Source organism: Haloglycomyces albus DSM 45210, from assembly GCF_000527155.1.
In the GTDB taxonomy this organism is placed as follows: domain Bacteria; phylum Actinomycetota; class Actinomycetes; order Mycobacteriales; family Micromonosporaceae; genus Haloglycomyces; species Haloglycomyces albus.
This window is the reverse complement of sequence record NZ_AZUQ01000001.1, coordinates 508,704-526,617: the sequence shown is the minus strand read 5'-3', so window position 1 is coordinate 526,617 and position 17,914 is coordinate 508,704. Positions and strand designations below refer to the sequence as shown.

The window sequence follows — 17,914 nt, the reverse complement described above, 5'->3', positions numbered from 1 at the left end:
CCCGGCTCAGTCCCTGCCCATTGCCGGAATCAGCCGGATATCAACGTCGGCCTGGAGGGTCGAACACCGCTTTCGAACGATGCTCGACCTTCCCGTCTACCTCGTTCTCCTCTGGCGCGGAGAGAAAGTGACAGTGACGACGCTCCGTTGCTCGGCGAGCAACGTCAACCAGCTGACGGGCCTGGAAACCATGTGGAGAGTCGGACAAGGTCGTCAAGGGCCCTGGTGTGACGCCGTGACCCTACACAGGCAACCATTTAAATTGACAGCCGTCTAATGTTCCGGGCCGAACGGTATGGGTGTAACGAAGCATAAGCTCCCCGCGCCGGCCACTTCCTGACTTGTTTTCCCGCCTTGTCGGGGCGTAGCCACTTCGTTTCCTGTGCGGTCTGGGTTATGAGCAGGTGCCCATCGCAATGCGATAAGAACGCCCGCTGACGTAATGGCAAGCCCGACAATGGTCGTCGCAGTGATGTCCGTTCCGAACATCACCCAAGCCCAAACGGCGGTAACCGGCGGCGTCAGATACAGCAGTGTTCCAACGGCTGTAGGGCCGTTACGTCGAACCACGGTCCAGTACGCTCCGTAGCCGCCTAGCGCGGAAAGACCGACGACCCATGCTACGGCGAACCAAAACTCCGATGCCTGTTGTGGAGGCACGATATTCCCCGTCACTGCGCCCGCGACCAGAAATACCGGCAGCGCAGCGGCGAACTGTAGTGCGATGGAATCGATAGGCGTCAGAGAATGAGGACGCGAGCGCCGTTCCAGCAGAGTTGCCGACACCAACGCGCTCATGCCCAGCAATGGGAGTGCGAAAGCCCAGACTGGGGTTTCGGAGGTGGCGGTGTAGTCGCCGTGGACGACGACGGCGACTCCCCCGAGACCGATGATCAATCCGACGACTTGGATGACACCGACGGACTGCTTCAACACGAAGTAGGAGGCAATGGCGGTCACGAGTGGTTGCAGACTGGCAATGAGGGCAATGGTTCCTGCGGGAACGTTGTTGTCGGCTCCACCGAATACTCCGAACAGGTAAACGGCTTGTCCGAGCACACCTACCGCCAACATGATCAGGGAAGCACGTGCGGGGAGGGTGTGACGTCGGTACCAAATCCATCCGAGCGCCGGTAGGCCGAGAACGATAAAACGCCAGACGAGTAGTTGGAGAGCGGTGGCGTGTTCGGTACCCATTTCGGCACCGACGAATCCGGAACTCCAGAAGAGGACGAAGAGAGCGGCCCAGATTTTGTCTGTGTTTGTCATGGAGCTACGGTAGCTATACCGGTCGGTATACTACCAGTATAATTTTTGGAGCTCAGCAATGACGAACCTGACCTTTGCGGCGCGACGAATCCTCGATACCGCTGCGGAACTGTTTTATACGAACGGCATCAATTCCATTGGGGTGGAACGCATTGCAGCGGAAGCAAGCGTCACTAAAAAGACGATATACGATCGTTTCGGATCCAAGGACGCTCTGATTCTGGCGTATCTGAGCGAACGAGACGAGTGCTGGCGTCACGACTACGTCGATCGTTACATCTCTGCCGCTCCAGACTCAATCGGTAGCGTTCTCGCGGTGTTCGATGCCCTCGAGGAATGGATCACCGACAAAGGTGACAGGGGATGCGCGATGCTGAACGCGCGCGCCGAACTCGCCCAAGTCGACCATCCCAGCAGAACGATCGCGGAGAATCAAAAAGCATGGTTGCGCGACCGTTTCGTAGCGATACTCAAGGAAATGGGTCTACCCGACGCAGAGGAACTCGGCGCAACGCTCCTGATCCTGCATGAAGGGGCCATAGTCATGCGATTCCTCCACGCCGTCCCGGACGCTATTGCCAACGCGCGGCGTGCAAGCGAACAACTCATCGTCTCGAAAACGCCGTGCCCACAGTGATAGTCGTGCGGTGCGCCAGCTTAGCCTTGCGGCACCAGGTAGTGCGACGATGTCGACCCGCCAATGTCGGTTAAATCAGGTGATGTCTACCGATGCTGCCGACTCATGCTCAAGCTACGAAAAAGGTAGGTGCCGCGACTGCTTCATGGCGCTGAACTGGGGAAATGGACCAAATCTCGCGGGAATCCGTCTGGGTTCGCGTCGATCAGGGCGAGCTTGAGAATCGTCATATAAGCGCTCCCGCTCATAGCAACGAGTAATCGAATCGGTTATATCGAAATGAACGTTCGACAGAAGCATGATTGTTGCCCGGGAAAGAAATACCCACGGCGCTTCGAACCGATTTAAACCTCAAATCTCTTTCATCGTTTGCTATATCGACGAACGGCCGTGCCGTTTGTTCAAATTCGCTGTCCACAGGTACGTGTCTTCGAGATCTGGCTGGTTACTAACGTAACTTGACATAGGGGGCCGTCGTTATTTGATTGTTACTGCGCAGTGAAACGTGACGGAGGCATTGCCCGATGCACACTATCAGATATCGATGGAATGCTCAGAGTTCGCTGCCTCAAGAACCGATATTCGGTCTTACCTGGTCAATTCCTGAAAATTTCGGGGGACTGACAAACGCCTGTCTCAACCGAAACAGCGATTTTTCTCGTCTTACCAGTCGCAGGATCGATATCCTCACATTGTCGCCTGATATGGACCTGAAAACCACGTCTCGTCGTTTGCGTCAATCAAGACACCTTAGTAGTAAAGCTCGTCTGCGTAATCTTTGGCATGAACTGGCTCGAATGTCCGATCGGAAACTAATTAAGGCTTTTGAAGGGGCGGTGCCGACTAAGGTTGAAACCAAGCTGCTTCCTTATACTGGGGAACCGTCATCTACTCGTTTGAGTTCTGCCGGTGACGTTCTACAAGTTGACTACTTCCGCCCCAATGGAATACATCTACTATCCGACCAGCGTGACGTAAAGAAGCGCGGCAAACTGGGAGGACGTCGGATGGTCCTCTTCTCCCGAAAAGGCGACCCTGTCAGCCAATGGACGAGGGCCAGAGACTTCTATTTTGCTTGGCTGGATCACGTGATGGGCACCGAACCGGCTTTTCTGATCAACGACTCGAGGTTCATCGGGAATTTCCTGTATTCGTATCAGCGCCCGAATGTGACGACGGCGCAGATACTACATGAGTGTCATTTGCGGCCAGACTATAACCGACTCTCCGGTTTCCTCACTGGCGAAATCTTTGATACAGTGCGGAATCTACCGTCGTATGATTTGGTCGTGACGTTGATGGCTCGGCAGGTCGACGATTTTCGTACGGCGAGTTTCCATACCGAAAACGTTGTTCCCATTCCGAACTCTCGCAAGCTTCCAGAACACGCCCCCGACCACCAAAGAGATCCCAATACCGGCGTGATGCTGTCACGTCTAGTTGATGTTAAACGGGTTGATCACGCGATTGCGGCTGTGGCATTGTTGAAATCGGCTGGTAGCAAGGCGCGCCTTAAAATTTACGGAGACGGGGAACTTGAGAACGACCTGCAGAATCAAATAGATACAACCGGGTGTGCTGCCAGCGTCTCATTGATGGGGTACAGCGATCGGGCTATCGAACAGTTTGAAACCGCTTCCTTCAGTGTTTTGTCCAGTAAGTCGGAGGGGATGGGGCTGGTTCTGATCGAAAGTATGGGATATGGCTGTATACCGATAGCGTACGATATCCGCTACGGCCCGAGTGACATCATTACTCATGGAGAAAACGGGTTTCTCGTTCCACCCGGTGATGTGCAAGCCCTTGCCGACACAATAGCGAATGTATCTGCATTGGATTCCCAGTCATTGTCCGAACTGCGAAAGAACGCGCGAAAGCGTGCCGCGGAATTCGAAAGTGATGCTATTACCAAGATCTGGGGCAAGGCGCTCACCGAAGCACGTGATCGAAAGAGGCGTTCACGTACTTCGCTCGACTTCACCGCATCGCTGGAAGATGTTTCGTTTAAAGAGGACTATCTGTTGTTCCAGGGAACGATCCAGGGCTACCAGTCCATGCATTACCCATCGGTCTTTCTATCCTGGACGGCACGTGGAAAGCCGGTCTTCGGAAGGATTTCGGTGAGCCCCATCGAATCCGTACTCCCCGACTCTCCGTTTGAAATTCAGTGGCCACTTGAGAGGGCACAGTACATAACCGGAGATGTACTGGACTTCCATATAGAGATTGAAGACTCCGGGGGTTTCGCTCGAAAGCGTCTCGCTGCGCCCGAAAATGTGGAACTTCCCTTTCAGAGCATGTTGGAACCGTATAAAACCAAGAAGGGCCATTTCAGCATTAAGTTCGGATGAAGAGAGTCGTGCTTGGGTAGATAGAGTATGCAGAAGACGGCTGGTAACACTTGTGGGAAATCGCCTTACGCGATTGACTATTGGGATGGTGTGACGTTCGGTTTCATCAAGGTGATAGGGGCTGAGTAGGAACGAATCGAGGCATTACTTCGACCCTGCTATCGTCTTCAGGCGCAGTACTCCGTCTGTCAGGGCGAAGGTGTAGCGCCTTTCTAGAGGCTGGTTGGTTCGCAATGTCGGATCTTCCCGTTACTCTTTTTGCTGTGCATCTGAGATACCGGTTTCGCCTCTATCTGACGGGTCCGCAGCGGCGGCAGCTCGCGCGGACGTTCGGGTGTGTTCGGACGCGGTGCCCAACGACGCCATCGCGGTCCGGAGAGCGGCCTACGCGGCTGGGGAAAGTATCCGTCGTATGTGTCGTTGGCGAAGGCGCTGATCACTGAGGCGAAGAAAACCTCGGAACGTGAGTGGCTGGCCGAGGTTTCGGCAGTGGTGTTGCAACAAGCGTTGCGGGACTGCGATAGGGCCTATAAGAACCTTTTTGACTCCCTTAAGGTGAGGCGGGAGGGGCCGCGTTTCGGTCCACCGCGGTTCAAACGCCGGGCGAATACACAGACGGCGCGGTTCACAAAAGCCGCCCGTTTTCGGGTGCTGGGCAAGGGGCTGCTGCGGCTGCCCAAGCTCGGCGACCTCAAGGCCGCTGGGTCGCGCCAACTGCCCTCCGATCCGACCTCGGTCACGGTCATCAAGACCCCCACGGGCAAGTACTTCGCGTCGTTCCTAGTAACCGTCGACGACGGCACCGACCGTCTCGATCCACTGCCCGACGACGCAGAGACCGGGATCGACATGGTAAACGTTATCGATGTAGTTCGGGCCGCTTTTCCTGCTGCGTTGTTGCTGGGGCGGATTGGTACCCTTAGGTCTAATTGAGAAAGTCGAGTGCATCGGTGGGTTTTGTTAGAACGCGATCGGCCGGTGTAGTTGGATTGAACATGTGCCCCCACGAGGGAGACCATGCGTGGCATCCAGCAGCTCGTGCGGCTTTCATGTCGATGTGGGAGTCGCCTATATAGGCAATCTTAGAGACTGGCACGTTTAGTTGTGTTGCCATGTAATGAAGCCCATCCGGTGCCGGCTTTCCGTTGTCGAGCTCATCGCCCCCCACAATGAAGTCTGAGGCAATACCAGCATTGTGCAAGAGTATCTGCGCGGCGCGGTGGCTCGCACCGGTTACGACGGCAACGTATCGGTTATTATAGATTATAGTGCGCAGAGTATCGATGATTCCGGGAAACGGTTCCACCTGCACATGATTCAGGTGTTGATAATAGACCTCCTCCTCTCCTGATTCCAGTGATCTATCGATGAGGCGTTCCAAAATCACTGACGGCGGTCCTACGGGATAGAGACCGATCACCACATCACGAGTGACCGTCCGGCCGCTCAACTCAAAGGTCGCGTTGATGAAGGCGTCGGGGACGACGGTACTGGTATTCAACAAAGTCCCATCCATGTCCCACACAAGTTCTGACAATCCCATATGTACATTCTAGTTCTCAGCCACGGAATCAATAAGTGCGATTCCAGTTGTGATAGGACGGGCCGTGGTGCAACGTGATGTTCCGTTGGGTTCTATTAAATACGAGTACTGTTGTCGCAGTAAGATGGCTGTTATTAGTCGTAACCGGTTCCAGCGTCAAACAGCCACACCATCCCGTCTCATTGCGCTGGTGAGTTGCCAACATTTTTCCAGTGTTGGAAGGTACTTACACCCTTAAACGCTAAGCGAGGTTCTCCTGGTTGAGTAATGTCGTTAGACGGATGCTTGACAACAACCCAGCATGCGGCTCGGCCGCATAATAATCCCTGTGTCTTCGGTGCGTACCATCTGTTCATCACATCCAGCCGGATCGGACAGCGTGAACGGCCAGCTCTACTCGATTCGAACATCCGGTCTTGGTCATGATTGACGTCACATGCGCCTTCACGGTGGTGGCACCGAGAAATAGCTCGGAAGCAATCTCCGCGTTGGATTTTCCAGCGACGATCAGCTGCAGAACGTCTCGTTCGCGCCCGGTCAATTCGGATGGAATCGAGGGCCGTGTTGTTCCCACGGCACGCCGGACGAGCCGATCCAATACGTGAGGGCTGAAGGGAGTACCGCCGGAGGCCGCTTGCCGGATACCTGCGAGCAGGTCGGCCGGATCGGCGTCTTTAGCGAGAAAGCCGCATGCTCCTGCCTCCAACGCTGGATACAGGTGATCGTCATCGTCGAAAGTGGTCAATGCGACGATCCTGATCGACGACTGGGCGGACATGATTCGTCGAGTAGCCTCGATACCGTCGACGCGTGGCATACGCAAGTCCATCAGCACGACGTGAGGTTTAAGAGACGTGGCTTGACGAACCGTTTCGGTTCCATCGGAAGACTCGCCGACCACCTCGATATCATCGACCGATTCGCACAGCATCCGTATGCCGGCGCGTACCAGGCGTTGGTCGTCAGCGAGAAGTATGCGTATCAACATTGGAACTCCTTAAGGGGAAGACTCGATTTGAGCACCCATGTGTCGCCTTCCTGTCCGGCCTGAAAGTCACCGCCGAACACGTTGACACGTTCCTTGAGCCCTGCAAGTCCGAAACCGGTGTTCACCCGTCCTACTTTTTGCGCTCCAACGTTATTACGCATGACGAAAGTTAGGGAATCCTGTTCACAGGTCACGTCCAACTCGACCCGAAGTTCGGAACTGCCATGGTGGATGGCGTTGGCCAGCCCCTCCTGTGTCAGTCGAAGTACGACCATGCCGATTGTCTTTGGCAGGAGGTTAATTTTTGGATCGACCGTAGACGTAACGTGCGCACCGAGCTGGACGGCGTTGTCCACTGCCGCTTGCGCAACCTGTGACACGGGTTCATCAGGGAAGCCGGCGGTAGCGCTATCGCCTCCTGCTCGCAATATGGCAACCAATGATCGCAGGTCTTCGAGAGCCTCGGTTCCGTTGGCGTGAACATCGTCGAGAACCTCCTGGACCGGCTTACCGGCATCCGTGACCACGTGTCGAGCAATGTTGGTCCGCAAAACCATCGACGCGAGATGATGTGCTACCAGGTCGTGCAGTTCACGCGCTATAGCAGTGCGCTCCGCGGCACGCGCTGCCCGCACCTCTGCTTCCGACCGCGCCTCCCTTTCATACAGCCATAGCCCCAAAATGACGGGTACGCCGATGACGGTGGAGGTCCGGAAAAGAGTGCCCCAAGCATCGCTGTTCCACGTTTCAGCGGTGTGAACGGCGTATGCCACCATCGCGAAACCCGTAACCCACAGGGCCGGTCGAGTGCCTTTTCGGGCCACGGTTTCGCACATAGCTAGGCCAAAGTAAATCTTGATCAGTATGATCACCGAGGTTTCAACCGCCATAACGTTTGTCAACGTCAGCATGCCGGCAAGTGCAGCCGTTGCGAGTCGAGGCCTCCCTGCCACTGCGATCAAGATTGCCGTCGCGATTGCAGCACAGATCCAACTCTGTGGGGACAAATCGGCCCACGGACGCGCGTAGGTCGCCAGGTATCCCAGGCTAACGGCCGCTATGACTGCAGTGCGAACCTCGAACCTCAGCGCCACAATGTTCTCTCCTTACGAGTGCCCGGACAGTCCGCCGTCCACAGTCATCTCCTGCGCTACCATATACGGATGGTCGTCAGAACCAAGAATGAGCGCGAAGGCGGCGATCTCTTCGGCAGTGGCCATGCGTTGCAATGGGATACGCCCCTTCGCCCATTGCTTTGCCGCTACCGTCCACGCTGAGTCGGGAATACCCGTCATTCCCGCCGCACCTCGCACCAGTTCCGTGTCAGTGGTTCCTGGGAGCAGCGCGTTGATTTTGACTCCCTGATCCACATAGTCGAACGCCGCTGAGCGCATGAGTCCCAGCAACCCCGCTTTGGAAGCCGAATACGCCGATTGGGAATCCGTGCAGTCAAGCGCCGCACTAGAAGAAGTAACGACAATGGAGCCTCCACCGGCCTCGAGCATATAGGGAAGCTGATACTTCATGGAAAGGAAGACACCCCGCAGGTTAGTGTCTTGGACGAGGTCGAACTCATCGACCGTGTACTCGTGGAGAGGTTTCTGGATGGTAATCCCAGCGTTGTTGAAAGCCACGTCGAGGCCGTCGAACTCGTCTACGGCCGTGTCCACAAACTCGCGGACGTCCTGTTCGTGTGTGACGTCAGCGGGAATATACTTCGCCTCGCCACCGGCATCACGGATCGTCTGTTCCACCGAAGTGCCCAGGTTTTCGCGCCGACCGCAGAAAGCCACCTTTCCACCCTCGGCTGCCACAGCCAGAGCTATGGCCCGTCCGATTCCTGAGGTGGCACCGGTGATGAGGACGCTTTTACCTTCAAAGCGACGCTTATCGGTTTCCGGCATTCCCGGTTGTCGCGCGTCATGGCCCATTGCAACGCCGCCGGCGAACCCTGCTGCCGCACCTGCCAACGCTCCGGCCGTCCCGATCGCCGTTTTGCCTAGGAAGCGCCGCGACAGCTTTTTAGGTACATTACCGGTCAGGTCTTTGTCGTAGTCTTCACTCACTATGAGCCTCCTTGTCTGGTGATTGACTCCTTTCTAATGTGGCTTCCGTATTCGCTCCCGGCTTCCTACAAGAGGTCGGACCAGGCGACCATGTGGTCGACTCGGGGCGTCGGTAGGGGGCATTCAGAGCGGAAGCTCCAACGGTGGATTTTGGAACCGGCGTAGTCGTCATGGGAGCCTTGAAATCGTTAGAACGATAGGGACAGAGGAGACGGCTATCGTTCTTAGGGGGTCGACGTCTGACCGGCATTCGCGGTAATTTGTTTGTAACGGAATAGGAAGTCGGGTGGCCAGGACAGATACAGAGTCAATCATGCCAGACGGTTTCGGCGATTCGGTCAGAATCAATATTGAGACGGAACTATAAGGTCCTTAGAGTGTATCGGACATGCTTACTCCGGAAGTATGATCTAATCTGGTCGTTTTGTTTTTGAACGCCCCCAAAAAGAGTGACCTCACGGTGGTGATGGACTGAACAGTCGGGTCCGTGTTGAGGGTCACTTTTGACCGAAACATCGGGGTTCAACTGAAGAGGATAGGGCGGCAAGAAATGCAGATCAATCTGTCCGCGACGCTGAGTTAGCCACGCCCGGCCCGCCTTGGAGCGGTGTTCCGAGTGCCCGCCGCGCACCAAGCGTACTGTGGCCATCCCACCGGCTTGTCCGGGTATTGGATGCTAAACCCTCAGCGGCGCAATGGTTTTCATATACAACGATCTGTGTAGTCCGCTCCGACCAGATCACGCATTACGACATCGACCCCTTGCGGACCGTCTAGATCCTCCTGTTCCTGCCGATATATTCGGGGGTATGGGCTTATGGTAGTTGCCGACGGCCTTTTCTTCGGTGGTGTTCATCTTTGTTTCTACACCAGTGCGCTGACTTGGTCGGTGTAACCGAAGAGATGCCCATTCGCCGTGATCGTATCGGTCTTGCCAGTTAGCGAACGAGTCGATCGATGCACAGAACATGCGTGCGCTCTCATCAGCGGCTATACTGTCGTGAACAGCGCGAATCACGTGAAGACACATCGCCCAGCGTGGCGGGAGATACCCGTCGCACGTCCATACTATTGAGGCGGAACTTGATCGTTCCTCATTCGTTAGTCCTTGATATGAATGATTCTCCCGGCATGGACATGCGGCGGTTGTCGCCTGTCGCCCAAGAAGCCCTGCGCCTGCGCGTGATGCACGCTGTCGTTAACGGCATGGACCCTGATGAGGCCACCCGAGTCTTCTGCGTATCGACCGATTCCATCGCCAACTGGCAAGACCGATACGGACAAGGCGGATGGGAGGCACTCCGGTCGCGGCGGCCGGGCCGGCGGCCCGGCGAGGGCACCAGAATGACCGCCTCCGAAGAAAAGGCCCTCCTCGACAGGCTGCTGACACACACGCCTGACGACGTCGGCATGGTCGGCAGGCTCTGGACCGCCCGTACAGTCGCCGTCCTGGCCAGGGAACTGTTCGGAGCCATCTACACCGATCGAGGCATGCGCACACTCCTGACACGGTGGGGATTTAGCCTCCAACGCCCGGATAAGCGCGCCGTGGAGGCCGATTGTGAATCCCAGCGCGTGTGGGTCGAACAGTCCTGGCCTCTGCTGCGGCAGAGAGCGAAAGACGAAGGAGCGTTGATCTTCTTCGCCGACCAGGTCGGAGTCCGCTCCGACCAACTATATGGCCGCACCTGGGGACACCGGGGCCATACCCCGGTTCCGACACAGACGGGAAACAGATTCGGCATCAACGCCATGAGCGCCATCTCCATGCAAGGAACGATGATGTTCACCGCCTGGCAAGGCTCGGCCACGACCGACGTGTTCCTGACGTTCCTCAACCGCCTGATCACCACAGTGAAGCCGAAGATCCACCTCGTGCTCGACGGACACTCCGTACACCGGTCTAAAGCCGTCCGGGACTGGGTAGCCGCCCGTTCGGAGGCGATTGAACTGCACTTTCTGCCTCCCTATTCTCCTCAGTTGAACCCCGACGAGATGGTCAACGCCGACCTCAAACGGGATCTGGCCGACCAGTCCATAACCGATGTACGGCGGATGAAAGCCCCTGTACGGTCGTTCTTCTGGAGCGTTCAAAAGCAAAGCGACCGAATCAAATCATACTTCCACGGCAAGCACGTCCGATACACACTAAGAACCATCTAGTTCCGACTCAATAGGAAGATCATCCACAAAAAGAACTAATGGGTGAGGAAATATCAAGTTCCGGTTCTATATTGCATTCGAAATCTGGTGGCTTCCCATAGGGCCGTAAATAAGTTTGCATAATTACGTTATTGGAGGAAGAAAATGGGTCCTGCCGTGAAGCAGGACCCACAGGCTAGTTCGCCCAACTAAAACGGGTGAAGTGAGGCCTGATTACCTTACCGTGCGGCGCCGTGCAACGAAAAACAATACTGCCCCAGATAGCAGAGCAGCAGCGCCACCGATGATTCCGTAAGTCAATGCGGAACCGGTAACTGGAAGGTCACTGTTGTCATTGCTTTCGTCGATATCCTTCAGAATGTCAGGCGAATTGAGACCGATGACAGCGGAGTTGTTGTCTAGGTTGGTCTCGTAATGAGGTTCTTGGCTGAAATCGCGCCCGTTCAGAACATAAAAGCTACCGTTAGTTGCTGGCTCATCATCGGTAATGGTTACTGAGAACTCCACGTCGATCGTGGCGCCAACTTCGATTTCATCGAAGAAACAGACGAGGTCATATTCCTCCAGGTCGAAACGTTCGTTTTCAATGTATTGTCCGAATTCCAGGTCACAAAAGTGTTCGTCTTGGCGATTGTCGCTAAACTCTGCAACCTCGGTGCCATTTGGAAGTTGAATTGGTACCCAGTACGAGTGGTTGCTCCATGTGCTTTGGATGGCTTTAGCCGGACCGTTGTTAGTGACAGGAATCGTGACGTCGACCGTTTCACCTGTCTCGCCCTCTATATTGAAAGGGGACACCTCTAGCTCGAACGGGTGTTCCGGGACGGTAATGGTAATTGGCCCGAACGACTGTGCCATCTCGCCGTCACGCTCGACCTGGGTGTCGGTTTCCGCGATACGCAGTTGGTGACTCCCATCGAGGTTGACGGTCAATTCGTCCATCGTCTCTTGCTTGATGAAGGACGCGGAGAAAAAGCAACCGCAGACTTCCCAGGGGGTGCCAAGTGCGTCATCAGCAATTTCGTAAGTTACGGGAGTAGCATCGTCGATTGAGTAGGTAGTGCCTTGCTGCCAAGATTGATCAGCGATGTAGCAGGTAACAGCGATTGAATTGAAATTGTCGTAATCTCGATTCTCGCAGTTGTCATACTCAGCGATGGGGTCTGCACCCTCATAGGCCTGTCCCACACGGCTGAACGGAATTGAGAAATCTACCGCCACAACATTGGGGCCGTCGGGAACTGCACGGTCCAGACGGAATGGGGTGTCGACATCTATAATTTCGCCGGGCTGGGCACTCGAGTGCTCGAACTCGCCATGGGTAAACGGATGCCTGGCATCGACGAGATCCTGGCCCTTGATATCAAAGGCATCTGTAGTGTCGAGAAGGGTGCTTTCCCCCCACTGCACACTTGCAGTGTAGGGGTAAGAACCAGATTTCAAACTCTCCACTGCTTCGATCTTGAAGTCTGTTGCCATAAAAGCAGCCGGATCAGCAATGATGCAGTTGAGGGAGTTATCATCCTCCTCGCATTCGCCGAATCCGTAATTATAGGTAACGGCAAAGGTGTTGGAGGGAGCATCCACGTTGAAGTTGAGTTCAATGGGAGCATCAGAGGGTGCCTTGTCCAGGTCAGCTTCGATATCGAAGGTGCCTCGAGTGTAGTCGCCAGGGGAATCGAGGGGTATTTCATCCCAGACGAGGTCGGCTGTCCCGAAATCGCTATCTTGGGCCAGCGCAGGCGCCGTCAGTCCGGCGCTAGTAACGGCGGCTATGGTTAGCGCCGCAGCGGCACGCGAGAGGTGCCGAGAGGATGTCGTCAATTTTGTATTCATTCGTCTCGCATTTCCGATTACAGGAGTTTGAGATTCCGGCGTTTATAGCCGGAGGAGTAACTTCGCAAGGGTATACGCGAAGGTGATAAACCTTCGATCCAAAACTGAGCCTGAAATGGGATAGAGTCTAAATTGTGATACTTCTAGGGTTGCGGTGAAATGTGCTACAGAGACTCCAGCGGATGTAGCATTTGGTCTGGCGCAGTTTGAGAATGTGATTTTACATAGAGAGATGGAAGTAGTGAGTGCTCCCGATTGAGGGGGTGTTTGAACGACGTCAGAGCCGTCTGGGGGCAGTGAAATTTAATGTCGCCCCGAGAGGTAAGTACTGCAAGTGCCTCTCTGAGCGGGCGCTACATACGGTGACATCCTAGGTAAATTTAGCCAATTCCTTTTAATCGATGAGGCCAAATTGCCGAGCGAGATTGCACCCGTGCCAGGTGTGAGGGCTGATTGGCCACAGAGTGGCAATATCAAGACTGAAAAGGAGCGAGAGGTAGGCATCGCCGGGGTTCTCAGACAGGGCTGCAACAAGCCTCGTATTGTCTCGCGGATCCTGGTAGAACTCTCGGTATTCAAAAAGTTGGCCAATACATTCACGGATACCTAGATATGGGCGTCCGGTTGGGAATACCTTTACTTCAACAAGACAATCAGGACCCTGGTCGTGGTGTAGAAGGAGGTCACGCGGGTGGACATTTGTATTCGGTTCGTAGCCCCGTTCTCCTGCCCATATCCCAAGGCTGGCGATGAGACGTTCGTGGGAACGTTGGCGTGTCTGTGTCACTGACTTGATTTGGGCACGATACTCATCACCATTCTTAGGTGTGAATTTACGTTGCCGTGTTTCCGGGATAGCGGTTGGCTCACGCGGGGGTAGTCGAAGGTGTCCTTGAAGAACTGCATTTTCAGAGGCAGCAATGACATTAGCATATAGGTCGAGGAAACGGGCCAACTCTCGGATGATTTCATCATCTGGCGGCATTGCATCCAGCGTCCACGTTTTCCCAAATATGTTTCCTGCCTCGTACTCCGATACACGTTTGCTCGCCCCTAGGTGCAAGGTCGTAGTGAGCCCATGCGTGTCTTCTTTTAGAAGACGACGGATCGTTTCGGCTTCGTGTCGTAGTAGCGTTTTTGTTGATATCGGCATGGTTTTAGCGCGTTGTCCAGCAGCTGTGACGGCTTGATTGAGACTGAGGCTTACCTCCGTGCGGTCCTCATTAAAGAGAAATACCACGTAAATTCCGCGGGTGGGTGAGGTCGTGACGTCGGGGTCGAGGATGCCAACCCATAGCCCCATGGGGAGACTGCCAACGCCTTGACTAATCTTGGTTATGAAATGGGGAGGCACGATCGCTTCTAGCTGGCTGGATAGATCCTTGAGGATTTGAAATACTGCCTGATCGCGGTTTCCGCGATAGTTATATGTGGTCTTACCGACTTCTTCAAACAGCTCGCGGATCATACCTGCTCCATCTATGTTTAGCCGGGCACATTTGAATGCCAGTCCTCAGGATAGTAGTTGCCTTCAACATGATCAATGACCAGGGAAGTCCCGCTGGTAGATTGCTCAGAATTACAGTCGTGTGAATCGACTGTTAGCGGCCAGATTGGCACCTGGCTTGTGCGGTCGGCTTCGGTGATTATGATGTAGTATTCCAGTTCGGTAGTGCGCATCCGTCCATCCGCGGTATATGATCGGGTTTTGAATTTCGCGAACCGGCGGGAAACATATTACGTCGGAATGGATCGTGTGGAGGATTGGACTTTATTCCCCGTCTGGTCGGGCAGCGTGACGTGCGGTCGGCCAGCATAACCCCACGCTAATGTTGTGGAAGACGTTGGTGAGCATTTTGCGTTCGAAGAATTGTTTTGGGTCGATTATGAGACTTATGCGACTTCAACGAACTGATCGTCGGAGGTACATTCTGTGCGTGGCGCATCGCTAAATCAACTTCTGCTCCGTACATGGTAAAAGGGCTGGAGTCACGGTATGGGAGAGATGGTCGAACACCGATTGGACTCGATCGAATCAGGATTCATCGTACACGCTCTGCGTCAGTGGGGTGGACCCACAATTGTTAAGGACATGCAGGCCAAAGGGATGGGCTTTGCCAGTGTGGATGACTTGTACCGGGGGTGTAGAGAAATCATTACGAACGTCCAATCAGGCTACCTGTGTAACAGCGATACCCTACGCTGCCTACATGCGTGAAGTATCGTTTGCCAGCGACGTAGTAGGAGCCGGCGTGGATTGGGAAGCTGTGACGGGTTTTTTAGATCTCGGATCGATTCTGATACTACGTCGTCTGCAGCGGAAGTTCCGTCATATGAAACGTCTTATCGACCAAGGGCATTGGCCGGTATCCGGCTGGTAACGTCCGAATAATCAGTTCCCGAGGCACGACCTGAGATCCAGCGCCCGACGGTTGGCTTTAAACGAACCACAGATCTCCCTTGGAACGCTTGTTGCAGGTAGGAAGAGATCCTCTCGGTCGACTCCGTCGGTGCAATGGGAGTAGAATTCGTATGCCTCGAAGTAGTGCCTCTTATCCATGGTTTCGCTTTGAGTGCCAAGCGCCCCTGGAGAAGATCGTTGCGGCACAGGACTACATTCCGACCGCCGATGTATTCACGTTCGCAGTTCAGTACTCTGCAAAGGGGTCTGCGGACATGTCACATCTGAGAACAATCGGATATCGAGTTAGCGGATCGAAAGGACCCTGGTCAGAACCATTCCGCTCAACGATGCCAATTGGCGAGACTCCACTTGGGGCTGCTGATGCGAGGGTGCCGCTCGCTGTCACACAAGTTCCTTCCATTATTCGGATCGGTATATAGAACTCAAGAGCGGTCGGAATCTGTGGAGCAAACGTCCGTCTTTTCGTATTTGGAGGGGAAGGGAAAGTAGACCTCGCAGAACGACCGGACAATCGCGCCAACCTCTTCACGGCGTTCCGGCGGTGTGTTGACATCATTGAGGCAGATGAAATCGTAGAGTCGCTTTTCACTGATTTCGTCGAGTCTATCGGGAGCGTCGAGATCGGCGATGTTCACATATGCGCAGCGAGCCTCGCCGGCCATGATCGCCCGACTGGTCAGGTACGCGTAATGCTGGTGCAACAGAGCGCAGAATCCAATATCGTCGACATGGCGGAATCGCGAGCGCATGGTCTGACCCACTTCCTTCTGATATCGCTCTTCGAGTTCATACGACACCGATCGCAGCTGTGGAATCGGAGTGTGTCGGAACTTGTTGGCGATGGAGACGCCGAAGTCACGGCGCAAGAGTTCTCTGACGTTCTTTCCCGCCGAGTTGGGGGCCGGTTCTTCCTGGAGAGGTGGCCCCAGCCCAATGCGCCCGGAGGAGGGCATGAGACGCGATAGGCCATTTTGTTCGAAGAACACCTCCGGCAATATCCGTCGGCCAATGAGGGCGTCGTCGTTGAAATAGAGGAAATGCTCCGCCAATCCGGGAATGTGGTGGAGCTGTGAGCCTATGGCATGGGAATTGAACGTGGGGAGGGCGGTGCTGTCGGCGAAGATGACTTTGTGGTCGATCAGCGTACACTCATTGGTGTCCAGCCAGGGCGGGCACTGTCCGTCGGTCACGAGGTAAACGTTGCGGACGAAAGGCGCGTACATCTCGAGCGATCGGAGCGAGTACTTCAGCTCGTCGTGATTCTTGTAGCGTGAATCAGCGCGGTGATGTTCCGGTACCTCCTCCCCGAGGTGGTGGGCTTTCTTGGCTCTCCACTGAGGATCATCGCCGTCCACCCAGGTATAGACGACGTCGATGGGGAAAGGGACGTCGTGGGAGATGTTGTCGGCGAAGTCTTCGAAGGTTCGGTATTCACCTTCACCCACAATTGTCCGGACCTCGCGCCTGGCCTCGGCGGGAAGAACATCCGAGACCGTATTGGGACGCGGCCCGACCCACGTGTCCGTATGGAGTTCCACGGGCAGGCTCGCTTTGGTCGCCGAGAGACGTTCCAGTCCGGCTTCCGAATTTCTGAGCTCGCTACCCTCGGCCCAGAACTCAATGTCGCAACCGTGTTCGAAACCCGCTAGGACTTGTCCCTGTGGACCGAACTGAATTTGCGCTGCACGCAGGACATCTTCGTTCTGTAGTTCGTGGGGGAGTTCTCCGTCGGCTGTCGAAAAAGGTCCGAGTGAGAATGTGGATCGGCCGGAGGGGACTCCGACGTGGATTGCTTCATCAGCATAGCTGACGGACAGCAGTTTCAGGAACCTTTGCCGGTTCCGTACCGAAATGCCGACCACATGGCGGATGGCGGCGTGTCCCGGAACTAGGAAGTAGTCGATCCCCTCCTCTTCCAAGATGTCGATGATGAATCGGAGGTTCGTTTCCGAGGCGGCTTCCGAGGTGAATTCTGTGACTGTGCGCCCGGCATACGGTTTTCTCGCTGCTCGTGCCGCGAGAGCCTCTTCGGGCGTTTGTGAGGATGTCCGGCGCTGCCGAATGGTCTGGAGGATTCGGTTCAGAGACTTCACCATGGGCGAATGATAATGGCAGACACCACCGAACGGTGGTTGAAGCGTTCAAGTTCGGCGTGTCTGGCCAGTGGTGTCACCGGATACCGATGCTTGGAATCGGAATCATATTGAGTCTTTTTCGATGACGTTCAGCCAGGCGACGGTATAGACGGTCGTGCGGGGTTCCTTGGAACGTAGTGTTTGAGGCGAGGTGGGTTGTGGAAGCCTAGGTAGAACCACTGGCACAGCGTCGTGTTTCGGTGTCATACCTTTCGATCTCCCATGAAGTATGGTTAAAGAGTCTCAGTAGTGCGCGCAATCTTTTTCATTTTTCCTTGGCGCTCATGAAATACGGTGTCGACCTATGTGGTGACACCGGGAATGACACGGCACAATAGCGAGCGGGTCGAAAAACGTACAACGATCTCTCTAAGGCTCAGTTCGATAAGCCTGCCCTCCACACATGTGGAGATCTACCGGCAGGCCCAACCCCTGAAGTGCAGATCGTCGGCCGTTCTCGATGTATATATAGGGGGCCTGTCGGGGCTGCCCACCTACCAG

13 protein-coding genes and 1 pseudogene are annotated in these 17,914 nt (G+C 55.1%); 6 read left to right on the top strand and 8 right to left on the bottom strand.

What is annotated here, in order from left to right:
• Window positions 1–273 precede the first annotated feature (273 nt).
• Window positions 274–1,269, bottom strand: coding sequence for a DMT family transporter (locus tag HALAL_RS0102595; RefSeq protein WP_025272506.1), 996 nt, complete (start codon window positions 1,267–1,269; stop codon window positions 274–276).
• A gap of 58 nt (window positions 1,270–1,327) precedes the next feature.
• Here HALAL_RS0102595 and HALAL_RS0102590 point away from each other — a divergent pair, with 58 nt between their 5' ends.
• The 4 genes and pseudogenes from HALAL_RS0102590 to HALAL_RS16435 all read left to right on the top strand — a co-directional run bounded on the left by HALAL_RS0102590 (window position 1,328) and on the right by HALAL_RS16435 (window position 5,190).
• Window positions 1,328–1,906, top strand: coding sequence for a TetR/AcrR family transcriptional regulator (locus tag HALAL_RS0102590; protein ID WP_025272505.1), 579 nt, complete (start codon window positions 1,328–1,330; stop codon window positions 1,904–1,906).
• 704 nt (window positions 1,907–2,610) lie between these two features.
• Window positions 2,611–4,257: a glycosyltransferase gene (locus HALAL_RS0102585; RefSeq protein ID WP_169732394.1), complete on the top strand. Its 1,647-nt coding sequence runs from the start codon at window positions 2,611–2,613 to the stop codon at window positions 4,255–4,257.
• Window positions 4,258–4,490: 233 nt separating this feature from the next.
• Window positions 4,491–4,565: pseudogene (locus HALAL_RS19420) on the top strand (hypothetical protein); the annotation flags it as partial.
• A gap of 28 nt (window positions 4,566–4,593) precedes the next feature.
• Entirely contained in the window at window positions 4,594–5,190 is a 597-nt protein-coding gene (locus HALAL_RS16435) for an RNA-guided endonuclease InsQ/TnpB family protein (RefSeq protein WP_245598013.1), read from the top strand.
• Here HALAL_RS16435 and HALAL_RS0102575 read toward each other — a convergent pair.
• The 4 genes from HALAL_RS0102575 to HALAL_RS0102560 form a co-directional block, all read right to left on the bottom strand.
• Complete coding sequence (locus HALAL_RS0102575; protein ID WP_025272503.1) at window positions 5,183–5,800, bottom strand: HAD family hydrolase; 618 nt, start codon at window positions 5,798–5,800, stop codon at window positions 5,183–5,185. The genes HALAL_RS16435 and HALAL_RS0102575 overlap by 8 nt on opposite strands.
• Before the next feature lie 355 nt (window positions 5,801–6,155).
• On the bottom strand, window positions 6,156–6,785 hold the full coding sequence (locus HALAL_RS0102570; RefSeq protein ID WP_025272502.1) for a response regulator: 630 nt from the start codon (window positions 6,783–6,785) through the stop codon (window positions 6,156–6,158).
• The gene (locus tag HALAL_RS17280) at window positions 6,782–7,699 is read right to left on the bottom strand and encodes a sensor histidine kinase (protein WP_156937566.1); all 918 of its coding nucleotides are present in this window, start codon (window positions 7,697–7,699) and stop codon (window positions 6,782–6,784) included. The genes HALAL_RS0102570 and HALAL_RS17280 overlap by 4 nt, the downstream gene beginning before the upstream one ends.
• A gap of 195 nt (window positions 7,700–7,894) precedes the next feature.
• Window positions 7,895–8,854: an SDR family NAD(P)-dependent oxidoreductase gene (locus HALAL_RS0102560; protein ID WP_025272500.1), complete on the bottom strand. Its 960-nt coding sequence runs from the start codon at window positions 8,852–8,854 to the stop codon at window positions 7,895–7,897.
• 1,113 nt (window positions 8,855–9,967) lie between these two features.
• Between HALAL_RS0102560 and HALAL_RS16430 the strand changes: the two genes are divergently transcribed.
• On the top strand, window positions 9,968–11,017 hold the full coding sequence (locus tag HALAL_RS16430) for an IS630 family transposase (protein ID WP_029767251.1): 1,050 nt from the start codon (window positions 9,968–9,970) through the stop codon (window positions 11,015–11,017).
• 213 nt (window positions 11,018–11,230) lie between these two features.
• Here the strand turns inward: HALAL_RS16430 and HALAL_RS0102550 are convergent, their stop codons facing one another.
• Window positions 11,231–12,853: an LPXTG cell wall anchor domain-containing protein gene (locus HALAL_RS0102550; protein WP_025272499.1), complete on the bottom strand. Its 1,623-nt coding sequence runs from the start codon at window positions 12,851–12,853 to the stop codon at window positions 11,231–11,233.
• 394 nt (window positions 12,854–13,247) lie between these two features.
• Window positions 13,248–14,321, bottom strand: coding sequence for an MrcB family domain-containing protein (locus HALAL_RS0102545; RefSeq protein WP_025272498.1), 1,074 nt, complete (start codon window positions 14,319–14,321; stop codon window positions 13,248–13,250).
• Window positions 14,322–15,063: 742 nt separating this feature from the next.
• On the opposite strand from HALAL_RS0102545, the gene HALAL_RS18405 reads away from it, so the two are divergent.
• Entirely contained in the window at window positions 15,064–15,234 is a 171-nt protein-coding gene (locus tag HALAL_RS18405; protein ID WP_156937565.1) for a hypothetical protein, read from the top strand.
• Window positions 15,235–15,700: 466 nt separating this feature from the next.
• Here the strand turns inward: HALAL_RS18405 and HALAL_RS0102535 are convergent, their stop codons facing one another.
• Window positions 15,701–17,374, bottom strand: a complete 1,674-nt coding sequence (locus tag HALAL_RS0102535) for a stealth family protein (RefSeq protein WP_025272496.1) — start codon at window positions 17,372–17,374, stop codon at window positions 15,701–15,703.
• Between the last annotated feature and the right edge of the window lie 540 nt (window positions 17,375–17,914).